Raw genomic sequence first — 18,423 nt, 5'->3', positions numbered from 1 at the left:
TATTTGGGAAAACGCTGGCCTTCCTGTTCGCCCGCGACTAAGCCTCTGCGCATGAGGGAACCGAGCGCAATCAAGGCCGTGTCCGCCGATGGCGGCGTTGCCGCCGTCATCGTCGCGGCGGGCCGCGGCGAGCGCGCCGGCCAGGCTGACGGACCAAAGCAATATCGCCACATTGGCGGTCGCGCCATCCTTGCCCGCACGCTGGAGACGTTCCTTTCACATCCGCGCATTGGCCAGATCGTCGTCGTTATCCACAGTGACGACCTGCAGTTGCTGCAAAAGGCCGTTGGCGATCGTCTTGCCGGCGTCACCATCGTCACCGGCGGCCGAACCAGGCAGGACTCGGTGCGGCTCGGCCTCGTCGCCCTGGACCACAGCACACCGGAAAAGGTGCTCATCCACGATGCCGTGCGGCCTTTTGCCGATCGCGATCTCATCGATCGCGTCATCGACGTGATTGGCGTCGGCCAAGGAGCACTTCCTGCTCTTCCCGTGGCCGACACTTTGAAACGTGAAAGCCGGGACGGCACCATCGGCGAGACGGTACCGCGAGCAGGCCTTCATGCGGCACAGACGCCGCAAGGCTTTCCCTTCCGTGCCATTCTGGCAGCGCACGAGAAGGCGCATCAGGCGGGCCGGGACGACTTCACCGACGATGCAGCCATAGCCGAATGGGCACGCCTGCCAGTCAAGATCGTGGCCGGCTCACCTGACAATGTAAAACTCACCTGGGCACGGGATATAGTCATGGCAGATCAACGGTTGCATGGTGCGCGCTCGAGCTTCCCTGACATCCGCACCGGCAATGGTTACGACGTGCACGCCTTTGAGGCAGGTGACCACGTAACATTGTGCGGGATTGCCATTCCGCACGATCGCAAGCTGTCCGGTCATTCTGATGCCGACGTCGGCCTGCATGCCTTGACCGACGCACTGCTCGCCACCTGCGGCGCAGGCGACATCGGCACGCATTTCCCACCTTCCGATCCGCAATGGAAAGGGGCAGCCTCTCGCTTGTTCGTCGAACACGCAGCCAGGATCGTGCGGGCTCGTGGCGGGCGCATCGCCAATGCCGACATCACACTGATCTGTGAGGCACCACGCGTCGGCCCTCACCGTGAAGCGATGACGGCCGCGCTTTGCGAAATGCTTGGCATTGCGGCAGAACGCATCTCGATCAAGGCGACGACGAACGAAAAACTCGGTTTCGTCGGCCGCCAGGAAGGCATCGCCGCGATTGCCACGGCGAGTGTCGTCTATCCTGGCGAGGTGCCGGAATGAGCGAACTCACGCCGCTGGCCGACCGTTTTCTGAAAGCCTGCCTGGCGCGCAGGATCATGGCGGCAACCGCTGAAAGCTGCACCGGCGGTATGATCGTTGCACATCTGACCGACGTCGCCGGCTCATCCGCCGTCGTCGATCGCGGTTTCGTCACCTACTCGAACGATGCCAAGATGGACATGCTGGGGGTCAGTGCATCCACCCTGGCAGCCTTCGGCGCGGTGTCGTCCGAAACGGCGCTGGAGATGGCCGCCGGCGCAGTGTCCCGCTCGCGTGCCGGCATTGCGCTGGCTGTGACCGGCGTTGCCGGCCCTGACGGCGGTTCGCCGGAAAAGCCTGTCGGGCTTGTGTGGTTTGGCCTTGCAGTCAAAGGCCAGCCGACCATCTCTGAGCACCGCATGTTTGACAATCGAGGCCGCGACTTCATCCGCCGCGAGACGGTGCGGCATGCGCTCGAGATGGGGCTCAGGGCTCTCGCCGACTGAAAATGCACTTCGCCATCAACCGGGCGAATCCCTAATTCAACCATCCTTCCCGTAGATCACGTCGGCGCGCTTTTCGAACGCTTCGGAGAACATGCGGAAGGCCCGGTCGAACATCGTGCCCATCATCGCGCCCAGAATACGGCTCTTGAACTCGTAGTCGATGAAAAAGCGCACGAAGCAGCCGTCGCTCGCCGGCTCGAAACCCCAAATGTTGCTGAGGTATTTGAACGGGCCATCGATGTACTTCACATCGATGATACGCTCATCAGGCTTCAACAGCACCTGCGTGGTGAAGGTCTCGCGGATCGCCTTGTAGCCGACGCTCATGTCGGCGACGAGCACGGTGCGGCCGTCACGCTCGCGGCACGAGCGCACGCTCAGCGCCTCGCACAACGGCACAAACTGCGGGTATTTCTCCACATCGGCGACCAGCGCGAACATCTGGTCGGGGCTGTGCGATACACGGCGCGTCGCCTCGAATTTCGGCATGAAACCGGCTTATCGCGCGGTTTTCTTGAGCTGTTCTTCGCGCGCAGCGCGCAACCGGGCGAAATCCTCGCCGGCATGGTGCGAGGAGCGCGTCAGCGGGCTCGAAGCCATCAGCAGGAACCCCTTGCTCTTGCCGACGATGGCGTAAGACTGGAATTCCTCCGGCGTGACGAACTTCTTCACCGGATGATGCTTCTTCGAGGGCTGCAGGTACTGCCCGATGGTCATGAAGTCGACGTCGGCCGAGCGCAGGTCATCCATCAGCTGCAGAACCTCATGACGCTCCTCGCCGAGCCCGACCATGATGCCGGATTTCGTGAAGATAGACGGGTCGAGTTCCTTCACCCGCTGCAGGAGACGGATCGAATGGAAATAACGTGCACCCGGACGGACGGTCAGATAGTTTGACGGAACGGTCTCGAGATTGTGGTTGAAAACGTCGGGCTTGGCGGCCACGACGATTTCCAGTGCGCGGGCGCCATCCTTGCGCAGGAAGTCCGGCGTGAGGATTTCAATCGTCGTCGTCGGCGCAGCCGCCCTAATGGCGAGAATGACATCGGCGAAGTGCTGCGCGCCACCGTCTTCGAGATCGTCACGGTCGACCGAGGTGATCACGACATGCGAAAGGCCCATCGTCTTGACGGCCTGCGCCACGCGGTTTGGCTCATCGGGGTCAAGCGCGGTCGGGATGCCCGTTGCGACGTTGCAGAAAGCACAGGCGCGCGTGCAGATCTCGCCCATGATCATGAAGGTGGCGTGTTTCTTTTCCCAGCATTCGCCGATGTTGGGACAGCCAGCCTCTTCACAGACCGTCACCAGCTTGTGCGATTTCACGATCTCGCGCGTCTCGGAATAACCTTTGGAGACCGGCGCCTTGACGCGGATCCAGTCCGGCTTGCGCAGCACTTCCTGGTCGGGCCGATGCGCCTTCTCCGGATGACGGGGGCGCGGCTTGTTGGCGACGAGATCGAGAACGGTGACCATCTGATCTTTCCTGCATCTCCCCGAGACCTTCGGAGTCGGAGACTGGGTACAAGCCTCATCTAAGGCTTTTCGGATGGAAGAAAAAGACCGTGGCGACGCATGCTGCCACGGTCATTTTTGCATCCCTAGGCGTTCAACACCCTTCCATAGGCGTCGAGCACGCTTTCCTTCATCGTTTCCGACAGCGTCGGGTGCGGGAAGATGGTGTGCATCAACTCTTCCTCGGTGGTTTCGAGGTTCATCGCCACGACGAAGCCCTGGATCAACTCGGTCACCTCAGCTCCGACCATGTGGGCGCCAAGCAGCTGGCCCGTCTTCTTGTCGAAGATGGTCTTGACCAGCCCCTGGTCCTCGCCGAGCGCAACGGCCTTGCCGTTGGCGACGAACTGGAAGCGGCCGACACGGATGTCCTTGCCCTGTTCCTTGGCCTTGGCCTCGGTCAGGCCAACCGATGCCACCTGCGGACTGCAATAGGTGCAGCCCGGGATCTTGAGCTTGTCCATGGGATGAACGTGAAGGCCAGCGATCTTCTCCATGCAGATCACCGCCTCATGCTCGGCTTTGTGCGCCAGCATGGGCGGTCCGGCGACGTCGCCAATCGCATAGATACCCGGGACATTGGTGCGGCAGAATTCGTCGATGACGATGGCGCCACGGTCGACCTTCACGCCAACGGTCTCCAGGCCGAGATTTTCGGTGTTGCACTGGACGCCAACCGCGGAAATCATCCGGTCAGCGGTAATCGTCTGGGTCTTGCCATCCTTGCCCTCGACGGTCGCGGTCACGGAATTGGCGCCCTTCTCGACCTTGGTGACCTTGGTCTCGAGCAGGATCTTCATGCCCTGCTTCTCAAGCTGCTTCTTCGCCCAGGTGGAGATCTCGGCATCTTCTACCGGCATGATCTGCGGCATGATCTCGACCACAGTCACGTCAACGCCCATCGTGCGATAGAAAGAGGCGAACTCGATGCCGATCGCGCCCGAGCCCATGACCAGAAGCGACTTCGGCATTTCCTGTGGCACCATGGCCTCGAAATAGGTCCAGATCAGCTTGCCATCCGGCTCGATGCCCGGCAGCGCACGTGGGCGTGCACCGGTGGCGATCACGATGTGCTTGGCCGTATAGGTGCCCTCGCCCTTGGTACCCTTCGGGATCGGCCCCATGGGTTCCATCGGCTTCTTGGACGACTTGCCGACGACGATCTCGCCCGGCTTGGTGATCTTGGCTTCCCCCCAGATCACGTCGACCTTGTTCTTCTTCATCAGGAAGCCGACGCCGTTGTTCATGCGCTGGGCGATGCCGCGTGAACGGTCGACGATACCTTTGAGGTCGGGCTTGATCGTGCCTTCGAGTGTCAGGCCATAGCTCTTGGCGTGCTCGGCATAGTGGAAGATTTCGGCCGAACGCAGCAGCGCCTTGGTCGGGATACAGCCCCAGTTGGAGCAGATGCCGGCCAGATGCTCCCGCTCGACGATCGCCGTCTTGAAACCGAGCTGCGCGGAGCGGATGGCCGCAATATAGCCGCCCGGACCGGAACCGATGATGATGACGTCGTAGTTGTCAGCCATGTTCTTCCCTGCCTTTTCGTCAAGCAGCGCTGCGTGTCAGCAGCACCCAGTCATGTTCCTTGCCGTCGCGCCACCTCGGCAAATCCGCGCGATTTGTAAAGCCCGAACACACATTTCGACCGCCTGAGTGGTCATTGCCGGTCCGATGGTGGTCTGATCCGACAAATCAGATCTCCAGCATGTCGCGCACTTTCGGCGCCAGCGCGGCACCGATGCGGCGGGTGTTTTCGGCATCGAGATGGATGCCATCCAGTGGTGTTGTCTCAGCGACGGTTCCGGCATCGAAGAAATCGCAATTCACCTCTGCGGCGAGTGCTGCGTAGAGCGGCGCCAGTTTGCGCGATTCCGCGATACTCTCTCCAAACATGGCGGAGAAATTGATGTCCTCGGTTTCCCTGACAGCCGGCGGCGACACCAGCAAGACCTTGGGTGCTGCAGCTGCCATCGGATAGGTGAGACCACGCACGATGTCGATCAGCCGTCCCATGCCTTGCCTGGCGCCGATTGCTCGGCCGCAGATGAACGACTTCATGTCGTTGGTGCCAAGCAACAGGATGATCAGGTCGAGTGGAGCATGCGACGCAAGGATCGTCGGCAGGGTGCGGGCACCGTTGCGGTCGCAATCGGCCAGATGATCGTCAAACGCCGTTGTGCGGCCGTTCAATCCTTCGGGTATCACCCGCGCCGCCCCGCCGAGCTCCGCCTGCAGCACGCTCGGCCAGCGATCCTCGAATGCATGGCGGCGGCCTTGACCTGCGGCATCATAGCCCCAGGTCAGGGAATCGCCGTAGCAAAGCACGGTCTTCATATGCCGCCCTACCGCGGTTGTCAGACCAGCATGGTCATCGGGTTTTCGATGATGCGCTTGAAGGCGCCGAGCAGTTCGGCTCCCAGCGCACCGTCAACGGCGCGATGGTCGGTCGACAGCGTCACCGACATCACGGTGGCGATCCTGATCTCGCCACCCTTCACCACCGCCCGTTCCTCGCCCGCGCCAACCGCCAGGATCGTCGCATGCGGCGGGTTGATGACGGCAGCGAAGTCCTTGATGCCGAACATGCCGAGGTTCGACACCGCCGTGGTGCCGCCCTGATACTCTTCCGGCTTCAGCTTGCGGTCGCGCGCCCGTTTGGCCAGGTCCTTCATCTCGTTGGAGATCACCGACAGCGTCTTCTGGTCGGCCTTCCGCACGATCGGCGTGATCAGCCCGCCCGGGATCGACACCGCCACGCCGACATCGGCATGCCTGTGCTTGACCATGGCACTATCCGTCCACGACGCATTGGCATCCGGCACGGCGACCAGCGCCTGTGCCATCGCCTTGATGATCATGTCGTTGACCGAAAGCTTGTAGGCCGGGACATCGCCCTTTTCGGTCTTCCGCATCGGGGCGGCGGCATTGAGTTCGGAGCGCAGCTTCAGCAGTGCGTCCAGCTCGCAGTCGAGGGTGAGGTAGAAATGCGGGATGGTCGACTTCGCCTCGACCAGACGGCGGGCGATGGTCTTCCTCATATTGTCGTGCGGGACGAGGTCGTAGGAGCCCTGCTCGAACAGCTTGAGCACCGCTTCGTCCGACATCGGCTTGGCCGCAGGCGCGGCAGCCGGAGCGGCGGCAACTGGCGCCGCAGCCGGAGCAGCAGCAGCCTTGGCCACGCCACCATCGGCAATCGCCGCCTCTACATCCGCCTTCACCACGCGACCATGCGGACCTGAACCGGCGACGGCAGCGACATCGACACCGGCATCCTTCGCGATGCGGCGAGCGAGCGGCGAAGCGAAGGTGCGTTCGCCGGCGGTTGCCGGCGCGGCTCCGTTGCCGGCCGGTTTCGATGCGGCAGGGGTCGCGACAGCCTCGGCTTTTGCTGTCTCGGCTTTAGGAGCCTCGGCTGCTACAGTCTTGGGAGCCTCCGCTTTGGCAGGCGCAGCTTCGCTGCCCTTGGCGGCGGCGCCTGCATCCTCGCCTTCCGCAGCAAGGATGGCGATCACGGCATTGACCTTCACGCCCTCCGTGCCGGCTGGAACGACCAGCTTGGCGACGGTGCCTTCATCGACGGCTTCGACTTCCATCGTCGCCTTGTCGGTCTCGATTTCGGCGATCACGTCGCCCGGCGAGACCTTGTCGCCTTCCTTGACCAGCCACTTGGCGAGATTGCCCTCTTCCATGGTTGGCGAGAGGGCCGGCATGGTGATGTTGATCGGCATGTTGTCCTCCCGGCCAGATCAGCGATAGGTGACGGCTTTCACCGCCTCGATCACTTCCGCGACATTGGGCAGCGCCAGCTTTTCAAGGTTCGCCGCATAAGGCATCGGCACGTCCTTGCCGGCGATGGTGATGACCGGTGCATCGAGATGGTCGAAAGCCTGGCGCGACACCTGGTTGGCAATGAAGTCCCCAACCGAGGACTGCGGGAAACCCTCTTCCACGGTGACCAGACGATTGGTCTTCTTCACCGAGGTAATGATGGTATCGAGATCCATCGGCCGGATGGTCCTTAGATCGATGATTTCGGCATCGATCCCCAGCTTCGCAAGTTCCGCCTCGGCCTTGACCGCATAGGTCATGCCAATGCCCCAGGAGACGATGGTGACATCCTTGCCAGCCTTGTGGATGCGCGCCTTGCCGATCGGCAGCACGAAATCATCCAGCTTCGGCACGTCGAAGGAGTGACCGTAGAGGATTTCGTTTTCCAGGAAGATGACCGGGTTAGGATCGCGGATCGCGGCTTTGAGCAGGCCTTTCGCGTCGGCTGCGCTGTAAGGCTGCACCACCTTGAGGCCTGGAATATGGCTGTACCAGGCGGCGTAATCCTGACTGTGCTGCGCGGCAACGCGGGAAGCCGCGCCGTTCGGCCCGCGAAACACGATCGGCGCGCCCATCTGGCCACCGGACATATAAAGCGTCTTGGCGGCCGAATTGATGATCTGGTCGATCGCCTGCATGGCGAAGTTGAAGGTCATGAACTCCACGATCGGCTTCAGACCCGTCATCGCGGCGCCGACACCGACACCGGCAAAGCCGTGTTCGGTGATCGGAGTATCGACCACACGCTGCGGCCCGAATTCCTGAAGGAGGCCCTGCGTGATCTTGTAGGCACCCTGGTATTCGGCCACCTCCTCGCCCATGACGAAGACGTCCGCGTCGCGGCGCATCTCTTCGGCCATGGCGTCGCGCAACGCTTCGCGAACGGTGGTCGAGACCATTTCGGTTCCCGCCGGGATATCGGGATCGGCGGCAACTTCGGACTTGGGCGCAGCGGCCACAGGAGCGGCGGCGGCAGGTTTTTCAGCCGACGCAGACTCCGTCGCAGCAGGCGCCTCGGCCTTCGCCGGAGCGGCAGCCTTGCCGATATCACCCGCGCTTTCGCCTTCCTGCAGCAGGACCGCAATTGGCGTGTTGACCTTGACGCCTTCCGAACCAGCGGCGATCAGGATCTTTCCAAGCGTGCCTTCGTCGACAGCTTCCACTTCCATGGTCGCCTTGTCGGTCTCGATTTCGGCAATGACGTCGCCGGGGGCGATCTTGTCACCCTCGTTCTTAAGCCATTTCGACAGATTGCCCTCTTCCATGGTCGGAGAGAGCGCGGGCATGAGAATTTCGATCGGCATGGTCGCACCCTCCCCTTATACCAGAATATCCGTCCACAGCTCGGAAACATCCGGCTCGGGATCGGTCTGCGCAAAGTCGGCGGCATCGGCGACGATGTCGCGCACATCCTTGTCGATGGCCTTCAGATCATCCTCGCTCGCCCATTTCTTGGCGGCAAGGCGCGCCTTGACCTGCTCGATGGGATCGTGCTCGGAGCGCATCTTCTGCACTTCTTCCTTGGTGCGGTACTTGGCCGGATCGGACATGGAGTGGCCGCGGTAGCGATAGGTCTGCATCTCCAGGATGATCGGCCCATTGCCGGAACGGCACCATTCGGTGGCAAGGTCGCCAGCCGCCTTGACCGCCCGAACATCCATGCCATCGACCTGAATGCCAGGAATACGGAACGACAGGCCACGCTGCGAGAAATCGGTTTCGGCCGATGAACGCGATACCGACGTGCCCATCGCATAGCGGTTGTTCTCGATCACGTAGATGACCGGCAGCTTCCACAGCGAAGCCATGTTGAAGCTTTCGTAGACCTGACCCTGGTTGGCCGCACCGTCACCGAAATAGGTCACGGAAACATTTTTGTTGCCGCGATACCTGTTGGCAAACGCCAGCCCTGTCCCCAGCGACACCTGCGCACCGACAATGCCGTGGCCGCCGTAGAAATTCTTCTCCTTGGAGAACATGTGCATCGAGCCGCCCTTGCCCTTGGAGTAGCCTCCACGGCGTCCGGTCAGCTCAGCCATCACGCCGCGCGGGCTCATCTCCATCGCCAGCATATGAGCGTGGTCGCGATAGGCGGTGATCATCTGGTCGCCTTCGATGAGCGACATCTTGAGGCCCGTGACGACCGCTTCCTGGCCGATATAGAGATGGCAGAAACCGCCGATGAAACCCATGCCGTAAAGCTGGCCGGCCTTTTCCTCGAAACGACGCATCAAAAGCATCAGGCGGTACGCCGAAAGCTCCTGCTCCTTGGTGAACTCCAGGGGCTTGGGAGGTGTCAGGCTTATCGATTTGTCAGATTTGGACTTGGCAGGCGCTTTTCTGGCGGCGGTTGCCATGCTTCACTCCCTGTTGGTGTCTCTTCGCGGACCCTGGAGCGTTTCCATTTCTCACGGAAACACTCCAATTCTTCGGTTCTGCGCAATCCTCAGCGCAAAACCGCTGCGCACTTTTGCCGGAATTGCCCTGGGGAGATGTTTGCCCCACCGATTGGGAAAAGGCTAACATGCAAGCTGCCGTTACGCCATGCGGAAAAATGCATGGCTGACATGCATCTAAGCAATTAGAAAGATTGAAAATAACAACGATTAACCGACATTGGGTTAATTGGCTTTTGTCGGCAACATGATGACGACTTCGTTGGCGCTCGTCACATTGAGTGCCCGCCGCGCCTGCTCGTCGAGCATGTCCTTTTCTATAGAGCCGTCATGCAGCAGCCTGACACGCTGCTCGATTTCCATGCGGCGTTCCTTGACCGCAGCAAGCTGCGCCTGCAGGCTCGAGACCTGCTCCTGGAGCTTGGCTCTTGAATTGATGCCGAAGGCGCCGTGATAGGCATGGTAGCCGAAATAGCTCAGAACCATGACACAAAGCGTCGGCACGATCAGCCGGCCGGTATTTGTCTGCTTGTGCTGGCGTGTCCACATGGCGCGACTCCTCGTCCGCCTCTTGTCGCCCGATTGTGCTTAATGGAGGGTTACGATGACGGTGGTGACGCCCCTGTAGGAGCTCGCTTTCCGCGTCAGAAACTGCCTGTGAGAAACTTGTTCGCGCTCAGAAGATACGCTGCAGGGAACGCGACAGCTCGAAGCCGGCGCCCATGCGATTGACGCAGGTCACGCCCTTGCGCGCCGAGCGGCAGATGACGGCGCCGTAACCCGCGCTCTCGCCGTAGTGCAGAACTGGATAGCTGCCGGCGATGGTATCGCCCACACACAAGCGCTCGCCTTCCCGCGAGTTCGCTCCGACACCGTAGTCGTGTCCCCATTCCAATTCACAATCGGCCGGCCGTTGCGTCAGCGGGTTCGAAACCGCGGCGATGTTGCAGCGGACCGATGAAGCGTCGAAAAACAAACACTGGATGTTGCCGGTTGGCGAGCGGAAGCCATTCGGCACCTCCTGCGCAAAGACCGCCGCAGCAAAGACGGCGGCCATTGCAAATGGAATCGCGTAGCGGCCGATCCTTGCGATCGGTCGCTGGCGATAGACGCTACAGGTTTCGGCCATCAAGCCTTGAGGACCAACGTGCCGGCATAGCGCGCCTGTGCACCGAGCTCTTCCTCGATGCGGATCAGCTGATTGTACTTTGCCATGCGGTCGGAGCGCGACAACGAACCCGTCTTGATCTGTCCGCAATTGGTTGCGACGGCGAGATCGGCAATCGTGGAATCCTCGGTCTCGCCGGAACGGTGCGACATCACAGCGGTATAGGCAGCCTTATGCGCCGTCTCGACCGCCTCCAGCGTCTCGGTCAGCGAGCCGATCTGGTTGACCTTGACCAGGATCGAATTGGCGACGCCCATCTTGATGCCGTCGCGCAGGCGCGAGGAATTGGTGACGAACAGGTCATCACCCACCAGCTGCACCTTCTTGCCGACGAGGTCGGTCAGGTACTTCCAGCCCTCCCAGTCGTCTTCTGCCATGCCGTCCTCGATCGAGATGATCGGATAGTCGGCGGCGAGCTTGGCGAGGTATTTGGCCTGTGCCTTGGGATCGCGGCTTTTTTTCTCGCCTTCATAGACGTAATTGCCGTCCTTGAAGAATTCGGTCGCTGCGCAGTCGAGCGCAAGCGCGACATCCTGGCCTGGCTTGAAGCCAGCCTTCTCGATTGAAGCCATGACAAAGTCGAGTGCCAGAGGAGCACTCTTCAGGTTCGGTGCAAAACCGCCCTCGTCGCCGACGTTGGTGTTGTGCCCTGCGTCCTTCAGGCCCTTCTTCAGCGTGTGGAAGATTTCCGAGCCCCAGCGCACGGCATCGCGCAACGTCGGAGCGCCGACGGGCATGATCATGAATTCCTGGAAATCGATCGGGTTGTCGGCGTGAGCGCCACCGTTGATGATGTTCATCATCGGCACCGGCAGCACGCGGGCGTTCGGACCGCCGACATAGCGATAGAGCGGCAGGCCGGATGCCTCGGCCGCGGCCTTGGCAACAGCCAGCGATACACCGAGGATAGCGTTCGCCCCGAGCCGGCTCTTGTTGGCGGTGCCGTCCAATTCGATCATGGTCTGGTCGATCTGGATCTGATGCTCGGCTTCCATCCCGCCGATCGCTTCAAAGATCTCGCCATTGACGGCCTCGACGGCGCGCTCGACACCTTTGCCGAGATAGCGCGGACCACCATCACGCAGTTCGACCGCTTCGTGGGCGCCGGTGGAAGCACCGGACGGCACGGCGGCGCGGCCCATCGAGCCATCCTCGAGGACGACATCGACCTCGACTGTCGGGTTGCCGCGGCTGTCGAGAATTTCACGGCCAACTATGTCGATGATGGCAGTCATTGGAAGCTCCTGCTTGGGATGAGGACGATGCGCGAGGTGGCATCGGCGGGGTGACGCTGCGCAAACTCAATAGCCAAAGCGTCGCGAAACGCAACCGCGCCCGGCGTCAGATTCCGCTCTTTGTCCGGGCTTTCAGGCGGCCGGCTTCACTGTCGCATTGAATTTGCCCATCAGGTAGGGGCCTGACTGCACGGGCTGGTAGCGGGGTGCCTCTCCTTGCTCTAGGCAGGTTTCGATACAGGCGATTTCCTGATGCCAGTTCGGCTGGTGAAAGAAGGCAAGTGACTGGCGCCGCGCGGACCTGGTCGCTCCGACGTCGGGGTTGACGACCCTGTGCAGGGTCGAGACCCAGCGATCGTTGGTCCAAAGCGCCATCAGGTCGCCGATGTTGATGACGAACGCCCCCTCCACGGGCGGCACTTCGCGCCAATCGCCTTCCGGGGTGAATATCTGCAATCCACCCGAGCCGGGTTGCGGCAGCAGGATCGTCAGGCTGCCGTAGTCGGTGTGCGCACCGGCGCGCAGCTGACCGGCAAGTGGCGGCGTATCGGTCTCGGGATAGTTCAGCGCACGCAGGGCGCTGATCGGCCGATCGATCATCGGCTGGAAATGGCCTTCCGGCAGGTCGAGCGCGACTGCGAACACGCGCATGATGCGTGCGGCAAGATCCTCCATCGCCGCATAATATGCCTTCCAGGCATCGACGAAGCCGTCAGGAGCTTCCGGCCAGATCGTTTCGGCATAGCAGAAAGCCAGCGCCTGCGGATCGGTCAGCCCCTCCGGAACCGAAAGCGGACCGCCGTTGAAACTTTCCTTGAGGTCCGGCGGCGTGTCTGCCCCCTTGGACTTCGCCAGGGCTTCGGCGCCGGCGCCAAGATAGCCATAGGGGTAGCCTGGATACGGAGCCCTCACCTTGTCCTTCAACTCGGCAGGCTGATCGAAGAAGTCTCGCGCCTTGGACCACACGGCATCGATCACGGCCTGCGGGACGGAATGCCCGCTGACCGCCAGGAAACCGGTAGCGCGGCAGATTTCGTCCACCTCCCGGCCAAGCGCCTTTCGGCCGGCAGCATCCGCCTGCTCGAAACGGGAAAGATCGAAAACCGGAAACGCCGCAACCATTTTCCACTCCCATCGGATATTGGTTCCGATGCGAGCATAACTTTCGTGCGATCCGCTTCAATGAGGAAGCGTTGTTCCAGCCCGGCGCGCTAGTCCGCGAGAATGAAGGTGACCTTCATGTTGACGCGGTAGGCAACGATCTTGCCGCCCTCGACCACGATCTTCTGATCCTGGATCCAGGCACCCTCGACATTCTTCAGCGTCTTGGAGGCACGTTCGATGCCTTTCTCGATGGCATCCTGGAAGCTTTTCTTGGAGGAAGCGGTGATCTCGGTAACGCGGGCGACGGACATGTCCTACTCCTGACGACGAGCCAATTTGCCCGGCAAGCCTACAACCGGGACATACGCCTCGCAAGCAAAGGTAGTCTTGCCGAGCCTTGCGTCAGGCCTTGGCCACCTTGTCGAACGCCATCAGCCTTTCGAGCAAGGCAGGCATATCCTTGAACGGCACCATGTTGGGGCCGTCCGACGAGGTCGAATTGTCGGGATCTTCATGCGTCTCGATGAAGACACCAGCCACGCCAACAGCCACCGCCGCACGAGCCAGCGTTTCCACGAAGCGACGCTCGCCGCCTGACGTGGCGCCCTGCCCGCCTGGCTGCTGTACCGAATGGGTGGCATCAAAGATCACCGGCGCGCCGATGTCGGCCATGATCGGCAGGGCCCGCATATCGGAAACCAGCGTGTTGTAGCCGAACGAGGCCCCGCGCTCGGTCACCAGCACATTCGGGTTGCCCGAATCCGTGAGCTTGGTCACCACGTTCTTCATGTCCCAGGGAGCGAGGAATTGCCCCTTCTTCACATTGACGACCTGCCGGTCCTGGCGGCGGCGACAAGCAGGTCGGTCTGGCGCGACAGGAATGCCGGGATCTGCAGCACGTCGACATGCGGCGCCACGATCGCGCACTGCTCCTCGGTGTGGATATCCGTCAGGATCGTCACACCAAGTTCCTGGCGCAGCTCCGAGAAGACCGGCAACGCCGCTTCCAGCCCGGCGCCGCGCGTGCTGCTCAGCGAACTGCGGTTGGCCTTGTCGAAGGAGGACTTGTAGACGAAGCCGATACCAAGCTTTCCCGTCAGTTCTTTCAACGCACCTGCCATATCGAAGGCATGCTGGCGCGATTCGAACTGGCAAGGCCCGGCGATCAGCGACAGTGGCGCATCATTGGCGAACAGCGTCTGCCCGACAGTCACCTTGGCATTGGGTTTGGTCATTTCAGGTCCTCGAAGATGAAGGCTGCACCCTGGCCCGGCGCGGGCGGCACGACAAGCCGGCCGCCCTGTAAATGGTGCCTGATGCCCGCCGAAACAAGCAGTCGTTCTGTCGCGCCACGATCTGCCACGGCGAAAATCACGGCGGCGAAACGCAGCGCCGTGCGCCCGCCGGCACCTATCGCGAATTCTGCCTCGAATTCATCCGGTCGCATGACCGCGACATCCGCATTCGGCAATACCAACAGACCATCCGGCTGAGCCGAAGACTTGCCCCTGGCAGCAGCCTTCGTCAGGAGAGCCCGCTGCGAGGCTGGATCGTCGCTCACAGCCACGATGCCTTGGATGGCTGTGGCGCCATTGGCATGCGCCTGCAGGGCGGCGCGATCCACTTTGGGGGCGTTGATCCTTTGACAGGCGAAGACGAAGGCATCGGGCGTGTCGCGCCCCGATGCGAAGGCAAGCCTGAACGAGACCGTGTCGCTTTTGCCCGAACGGTCGGTGAATGGGCGTGAGAAATCGAGCTTCTCACCTGCCGAAATGCCAGCTTCGACATAGGCGCGGTGGTCATGATCGGCATCATCAGTACCGAAGACAATCGCCGAAAATCCTTCAGCACCATGATCTTCGCGATATGTGTGATCGCGGGCCACGAAGACATTGCCAGCCATGATCGCTTGCGCCGCTATTTCAGCGTCCCCCACGGCAAGGGGCTCCAGGAAGGTCCCGTCCGCGAGGTAGACACAGCAGTTTTCGGTGCCGAAGGGATGAACGCCGCGCGGCGCCACGGTGAATCCCAATGCCGTAAGACGCGCCTCCGCGCCTTCGAGCGTCGCCGTCGGCAAAACGATGTGATCAAGCGGATGGACTGGTCGCTGCATGTTGGCGGCGGTGTGCATCATTCCGACTGCCGGTTCAAGGAAAATGGCTCTTCAAGTGCCAAAGTCCCTGCCACGGTCCTGCGTCAGCCGCATGACGGGCCGAGGAAGCAGCCTGGCGGGACATGCATCCCACAGGCATCGTCGACGCTTCGACGACGATGAAATCATAGAGTTTGACGATCCGTTAGTCTTGAGCTGTCCCGGTGGCGTTCATCTGGCAAGCAGCTGCACCCAATGGAGGGAACCGGAAATGATTGGCCAAACGTCGCTTTTCGCTACCCGTGTTTGATCTTTCGGTTCCGCTTCTCGTCTCGGTCGCGGTGACGTTCTTCGTTGCCGGTATCGTCAAGGGTGTCACCGGCATGGGCCTGCCAACGGTGGCGATGGGTGTGCTGGGGGCGCTCATTTCGCCTCTGGCGGCGGCCAATCTTTTGATCATACCCTCGTCCGTGACCAATATCTGGCAGCTGCTGGCGGGACCGAACATCACCCTGCTCATCCGCAGGCTCTGGCCGATGATGCTGGCGCTCGTCGTGGGAACGATGCTGGGCTCTGCATGGCTTGCAAAAGGCGACACCGCCCCGACAACCATGGCGCTCGGTATCGCGCTCGTCGTCTATTCCGGTTACACGCTGTTGGCTCACCAGCTCAGCGTCAGCAAGGGCTTGGAGCGAGCACTGTCGCCGCTTGTCGGCGGGGTCACCGGTCTGATTACCGGTGCCACTGGCGTATTCGTCATTCCCGCCGTGCCCTATCTGCAGGCTCTTCAGCTGGGAAAGGATGATCTGGTGCAGGCGCTTGGCCTGTCATTCACTGTTTCGACAGTTGCTCTGGCCATCGGACTGGCGGCACGCGGAGCCTTCCAGGCTGAGAACCTTGCATTCTCGGCCTTCGCGGTTGTCCCAGCCCTTGCCGGCATGTGGTTCGGGCAGGTCTTGCGGGGCAGGATCAGGCCAGCACTGTTCCGCAGGATATTTCTGCTTGGTTTGCTCTTGCTGGGGCTGGAGATGACAATGAGGCCGTTCTTCTGAGCTCTTGTCGTCGCCAAATCAGGTGCAAGCCTGCAGGTCAAGCCGCCAATCGTTGCTGCGCATCGCATTGCCCGGTGGATACTCGAAGTCGCATTCGCCCATCAGCTCGAAACCGAGCCGGCGGCAGATGGCATTGGACGCGGGATTTTCGGGCGCGGGAAAGGCGTGCAGATAGCGATGTCGCCGCTCACCGCGCAGCACGTTGATCAGCAGGCCTGTCGCCTTGCCTGCGATGCCATGCCCCTGCAGAGCGCCCACCACCGCCCAGCCGGTTTCGTAGACAGGGCCACCGCGCCACGTCCGCTCCCAGTAGCCGATCGACCCGGCACCAAGCCCGTCATGGGAAATCCGGAACATCCTGGTTTCGCCCGGAACGGCCTTTTCCAGATAGCGCCGGTGACGGCCGAGCAATTTTTCCGGCGTTTCCGGACCACCAATGTAACGCTTGGCCTCGATCGTGTTGCAGCGTTCGAGGATGTCGATATCACCTGGGGACCATGTCTCCAGCGCTATGCGGCCATCTTGCGCAACCATCATCTGCAAGTCTCCCGCCCGGTCCGGCCATGAACATATGCCGACTCGCCTCTCGCGTCCTCAAATCGAAATGGTCGGCGAGAAGCCCTTTTCTCGTTGAATGTCTTTTTCGGGAAAACCGGCAAATCGGTTTCTTCCCCTTCCCCTGCGGCAGGCATAACCTTTCCGCAAAAAATACAAGGTCATGAGAGGGGACTGCTATGACCATACCCGGTGCTTCACCCAATCTCTACAATGAGGACCTCGCGCCTGCCAAGGTCCGCAACTGGGGACCGTTCTCGATCTTCAACGTCTGGACGTCCGACGTCCACAGCCTGTGGGGCTATTATCTCGCTGCCAGCCTGTTTCTGTTCTGCGGCGGGTTTCTCAACTTCATCGTCGCGATCGGCATCGGCTCGCTCATCATCTACGCGCTGATGAACATGGTGGGCTATGCCGGGGTCAAGACCGGAGTACCTTACCCGGTCCTGGCGCGTGCGTCGTTTGGCATATGGGGCGCAAATATACCGGCACTGGTACGCGCCATCGTGGCCTGCTTCTGGTACGGCGCGCAGACCGCTGCGGCTTCCGGTGCCATCGTCGCATTGCTTGTCCGCAACGAAAGCATGCTTGCCTTCCACCAGAGCAGCCACATGCTCGGCCACTCGACACTGGAGGTGATCTGTTTCGTCGTGATCTGGGCGCTGCAGTTGCTCATCATCCAGAAAGGCATGGAAACGGTTCGCCGGTTCCAGGACTGGGCCGGTCCGGCCGTGTGGGTGATGATGCTGATCCTGGCCGTCTATCTCTGTGTGAAATCAGGCAAATTCGCCTTCACGAGCGATATCCCGCTGGATGTCTTGCGCGAAAAGACCAAGGATGCCGGCATTCCGGGCGATCCCGGCTCGTGGACGGCGCTGTTTGGGGTGGCCGCCATCTGGGTTACCTACTTCTCGGCGCTCTACCTGAATTTTTGCGATTTCGCGCGCTACGCGCCAGACAAGGCTGCCCTGCGCAAGGGCAACATCTGGGGCCTGCCCGTCAACCTTATCCTGTTCTCGCTGGTTGCAGGTGTAACCACCATTGCCGCCTACGATGTCTATGGTGAAGTTCTGCTGCATCCAGACCAGATCTCGGCCAAGTTCGACAGCTGGTTCCTTGCGCTGCTGGCAGCGCTGACCTTTGCCGTGGCCACGCTTGGCATCAATGTGGTGGCGAACTTCGTCTCGCCGGCTTTCGATTTTGCCAACGTCTTCCCGAAGCAGATCGACTTCAAGAAAGGCGGCTACATCGCGGCCTTGATCGCCCTGGCGCTCTACCCATTCGCCCCCTGGGAAGGCAGCGCCGCTACGTTTGTCGGCATCATCGGCGCCACCATGGGACCGATCTTCGGCGTCATGATGGTCGACTATTACTTGATCCGGAAAGGTGAGGTCGACGTCGAGGCGCTCTACCGGGAGGACGGAGAGTTCCGGTTCCAGGGTGGTTGGCATGTCAATGCCTTCATCGCCGCGGGCATCGGCGCCATCTTCTCGTCGATCCTGCCCAACTTCACCGACTGGCTACCTTCATGGTGGGGTGTCTATGGCTGGTTCTTCGGCGTCGCCATCGCCGGCATCATCTACTATGTCCTGCGCTCCACCTCGGTACGGGTGCCGGCAAGAGCTTGACGGGACAAGACAACGGCGCGCACTCGCAAGAGCGCGCGTCGTTCATTCCGAATTGGTCGAGATCATTGGACATCAACTGTAAGC

General features: G+C 61.3%; 18 protein-coding genes and 1 pseudogene. 4 read left to right on the top strand and 15 right to left on the bottom strand.

What is annotated here, in order from left to right; all coding sequences use genetic code 11:
* Positions 1–51 precede the first annotated feature (51 nt).
* Both C1M53_RS27150 and C1M53_RS27145 read left to right on the top strand, forming a co-directional pair.
* The gene (locus tag C1M53_RS27150; protein ID WP_129415146.1) at positions 52–1,281 is read left to right on the top strand and encodes a bifunctional 2-C-methyl-D-erythritol 4-phosphate cytidylyltransferase/2-C-methyl-D-erythritol 2,4-cyclodiphosphate synthase; all 1,230 of its coding nucleotides are present in this window, start codon (positions 52–54) and stop codon (positions 1,279–1,281) included.
* Positions 1,278–1,766, top strand: a complete 489-nt coding sequence (locus C1M53_RS27145; RefSeq protein ID WP_129415144.1) for a CinA family protein — start codon at positions 1,278–1,280, stop codon at positions 1,764–1,766. Before C1M53_RS27150 ends, C1M53_RS27145 begins: the two co-directional genes overlap by 4 nt.
* A 36-nt stretch (positions 1,767–1,802) precedes the next feature.
* Here C1M53_RS27145 and C1M53_RS27140 read toward each other — a convergent pair whose 3' ends face one another.
* From C1M53_RS27140 to C1M53_RS27075, 14 genes and pseudogenes are all read right to left on the bottom strand, one after another.
* Complete coding sequence (locus C1M53_RS27140; RefSeq protein WP_129415142.1) at positions 1,803–2,255, bottom strand: type II toxin-antitoxin system RatA family toxin; 453 nt, start codon at positions 2,253–2,255, stop codon at positions 1,803–1,805.
* Between the two features lie 9 nt (positions 2,256–2,264).
* Positions 2,265–3,239 (bottom strand): lipoyl synthase, encoded by a 975-nt coding sequence (gene lipA, locus C1M53_RS27135; RefSeq protein WP_129415140.1) that lies wholly within the window; start codon positions 3,237–3,239, stop codon positions 2,265–2,267.
* Positions 3,240–3,364: 125 nt separating this feature from the next.
* Positions 3,365–4,807: a dihydrolipoyl dehydrogenase gene (gene lpdA / locus C1M53_RS27130; RefSeq protein WP_129415138.1), complete on the bottom strand. Its 1,443-nt coding sequence runs from the start codon at positions 4,805–4,807 to the stop codon at positions 3,365–3,367.
* 166 nt (positions 4,808–4,973) lie between these two features.
* Positions 4,974–5,615: an SGNH/GDSL hydrolase family protein gene (locus C1M53_RS27125; RefSeq protein WP_129415137.1), complete on the bottom strand. Its 642-nt coding sequence runs from the start codon at positions 5,613–5,615 to the stop codon at positions 4,974–4,976.
* 20 nt (positions 5,616–5,635) lie between these two features.
* The gene (locus C1M53_RS27120; RefSeq protein ID WP_129415135.1) at positions 5,636–7,009 is read right to left on the bottom strand and encodes a pyruvate dehydrogenase complex dihydrolipoamide acetyltransferase; all 1,374 of its coding nucleotides are present in this window, start codon (positions 7,007–7,009) and stop codon (positions 5,636–5,638) included.
* An 18-nt stretch (positions 7,010–7,027) separates the two neighbouring features.
* Positions 7,028–8,413, bottom strand: a complete 1,386-nt coding sequence (locus C1M53_RS27115; RefSeq protein WP_129415133.1) for a pyruvate dehydrogenase complex E1 component subunit beta — start codon at positions 8,411–8,413, stop codon at positions 7,028–7,030.
* Positions 8,414–8,428: 15 nt separating this feature from the next.
* Positions 8,429–9,466, bottom strand: a complete 1,038-nt coding sequence (gene pdhA, locus C1M53_RS27110; RefSeq protein WP_129415131.1) for a pyruvate dehydrogenase (acetyl-transferring) E1 component subunit alpha — start codon at positions 9,464–9,466, stop codon at positions 8,429–8,431.
* A gap of 264 nt (positions 9,467–9,730) precedes the next feature.
* Positions 9,731–10,054, bottom strand: a complete 324-nt coding sequence (locus C1M53_RS27105) for a septum formation initiator family protein (protein WP_129415129.1) — start codon at positions 10,052–10,054, stop codon at positions 9,731–9,733.
* A gap of 127 nt (positions 10,055–10,181) precedes the next feature.
* The gene (locus C1M53_RS27100; protein ID WP_129415127.1) at positions 10,182–10,634 is read right to left on the bottom strand and encodes a DUF6636 domain-containing protein; all 453 of its coding nucleotides are present in this window, start codon (positions 10,632–10,634) and stop codon (positions 10,182–10,184) included.
* On the bottom strand, positions 10,634–11,908 hold the full coding sequence (gene eno / locus C1M53_RS27095) for a phosphopyruvate hydratase (RefSeq protein ID WP_129415125.1): 1,275 nt from the start codon (positions 11,906–11,908) through the stop codon (positions 10,634–10,636). Before eno ends, C1M53_RS27100 begins: the two co-directional genes overlap by 1 nt.
* Before the next feature lie 132 nt (positions 11,909–12,040).
* Positions 12,041–13,030, bottom strand: a complete 990-nt coding sequence (locus C1M53_RS27090; RefSeq protein WP_129415124.1) for a 2OG-Fe(II) oxygenase family protein — start codon at positions 13,028–13,030, stop codon at positions 12,041–12,043.
* Between the two features lie 89 nt (positions 13,031–13,119).
* On the bottom strand, positions 13,120–13,323 hold the full coding sequence (locus C1M53_RS27085) for a dodecin family protein (protein WP_129415122.1): 204 nt from the start codon (positions 13,321–13,323) through the stop codon (positions 13,120–13,122).
* A 91-nt stretch (positions 13,324–13,414) separates the two neighbouring features.
* Positions 13,415–14,247 (bottom strand): annotated as a pseudogene (kdsA, locus tag C1M53_RS27080) (3-deoxy-8-phosphooctulonate synthase).
* Positions 14,244–15,146 carry a VOC family protein gene (locus tag C1M53_RS27075; protein ID WP_245488305.1) on the bottom strand — a complete coding sequence of 301 codons (903 nt, stop codon included), beginning with the start codon at positions 15,144–15,146 and terminating at the stop codon, positions 14,244–14,246. The pseudogene kdsA and the gene C1M53_RS27075 overlap by 4 nt, the downstream one beginning before the upstream one ends.
* Positions 15,147–15,406: 260 nt before the next feature.
* Between C1M53_RS27075 and C1M53_RS27070 the strand changes: the two genes are divergently transcribed.
* A complete protein-coding gene (locus tag C1M53_RS27070) occupies positions 15,407–16,156 on the top strand; it encodes a sulfite exporter TauE/SafE family protein (RefSeq protein WP_129416385.1) in 750 nt (249 codons plus the stop codon).
* An 18-nt stretch (positions 16,157–16,174) separates the two neighbouring features.
* Here C1M53_RS27070 and C1M53_RS27065 read toward each other — a convergent pair whose 3' ends face one another.
* Positions 16,175–16,693, bottom strand: coding sequence for a GNAT family N-acetyltransferase (locus C1M53_RS27065; protein ID WP_207213043.1), 519 nt, complete (start codon positions 16,691–16,693; stop codon positions 16,175–16,177).
* Between the two features lie 197 nt (positions 16,694–16,890).
* On the opposite strand from C1M53_RS27065, the gene C1M53_RS27060 reads away from it, so the two are divergent.
* Positions 16,891–18,339 (top strand): NCS1 family nucleobase:cation symporter-1, encoded by a 1,449-nt coding sequence (locus C1M53_RS27060; RefSeq protein ID WP_129415120.1) that lies wholly within the window; start codon positions 16,891–16,893, stop codon positions 18,337–18,339.
* Positions 18,340–18,423: the final 84 nt, after the last annotated feature.

It is taken from the genome of Mesorhizobium sp. Pch-S (assembly GCF_004136315.1).
Lineage (GTDB): Bacteria > Pseudomonadota > Alphaproteobacteria > Rhizobiales > Rhizobiaceae > Mesorhizobium.
The sequence above is the reverse complement of the archived record's forward strand: the minus strand, read 5'-3'. Positions and strand labels throughout refer to the sequence as shown.

Excerpts from the sequence above, each read along its gene's own strand:
- C1M53_RS27150 (WP_129415146.1), top strand. The coding sequence starts at position 52 with ATGAGGGAACCGAGCGCAATCAAGGCCGTGTCCGCCGATGGCGGCGTT.
- C1M53_RS27145 (WP_129415144.1), top strand. The coding sequence starts at position 1,278 with ATGAGCGAACTCACGCCGCTGGCCGACCGTTTTCTGAAAGCCTGCCTG.
- C1M53_RS27140 (WP_129415142.1), bottom strand. The coding sequence starts at position 2,255 with ATGCCGAAATTCGAGGCGACGCGCCGTGTATCGCACAGCCCCGACCAG.
- lipA (WP_129415140.1), bottom strand. The coding sequence starts at position 3,239 with ATGGTCACCGTTCTCGATCTCGTCGCCAACAAGCCGCGCCCCCGTCAT.
- lpdA (WP_129415138.1), bottom strand. The coding sequence starts at position 4,807 with ATGGCTGACAACTACGACGTCATCATCATCGGTTCCGGTCCGGGCGGC.
- C1M53_RS27125 (WP_129415137.1), bottom strand. The coding sequence starts at position 5,615 with ATGAAGACCGTGCTTTGCTACGGCGATTCCCTGACCTGGGGCTATGAT.
- C1M53_RS27120 (WP_129415135.1), bottom strand. The coding sequence starts at position 7,009 with ATGCCGATCAACATCACCATGCCGGCCCTCTCGCCAACCATGGAAGAG.
- C1M53_RS27115 (WP_129415133.1), bottom strand. The coding sequence starts at position 8,413 with ATGCCGATCGAAATTCTCATGCCCGCGCTCTCTCCGACCATGGAAGAG.
- pdhA (WP_129415131.1), bottom strand. The coding sequence starts at position 9,466 with ATGGCAACCGCCGCCAGAAAAGCGCCTGCCAAGTCCAAATCTGACAAA.
- C1M53_RS27105 (WP_129415129.1), bottom strand. The coding sequence starts at position 10,054 with ATGTGGACACGCCAGCACAAGCAGACAAATACCGGCCGGCTGATCGTG.
- C1M53_RS27100 (WP_129415127.1), bottom strand. The coding sequence starts at position 10,634 with ATGGCCGAAACCTGTAGCGTCTATCGCCAGCGACCGATCGCAAGGATC.
- eno (WP_129415125.1), bottom strand. The coding sequence starts at position 11,908 with ATGACTGCCATCATCGACATAGTTGGCCGTGAAATTCTCGACAGCCGC.
- C1M53_RS27090 (WP_129415124.1), bottom strand. The coding sequence starts at position 13,030 with ATGGTTGCGGCGTTTCCGGTTTTCGATCTTTCCCGTTTCGAGCAGGCG.
- C1M53_RS27085 (WP_129415122.1), bottom strand. The coding sequence starts at position 13,323 with ATGTCCGTCGCCCGCGTTACCGAGATCACCGCTTCCTCCAAGAAAAGC.
- C1M53_RS27075 (WP_245488305.1), bottom strand. The coding sequence starts at position 15,146 with ATGATGCACACCGCCGCCAACATGCAGCGACCAGTCCATCCGCTTGAT.
- C1M53_RS27065 (WP_207213043.1), bottom strand. The coding sequence starts at position 16,693 with ATGATGGTTGCGCAAGATGGCCGCATAGCGCTGGAGACATGGTCCCCA.
- C1M53_RS27060 (WP_129415120.1), top strand. The coding sequence starts at position 16,891 with ATGACCATACCCGGTGCTTCACCCAATCTCTACAATGAGGACCTCGCG.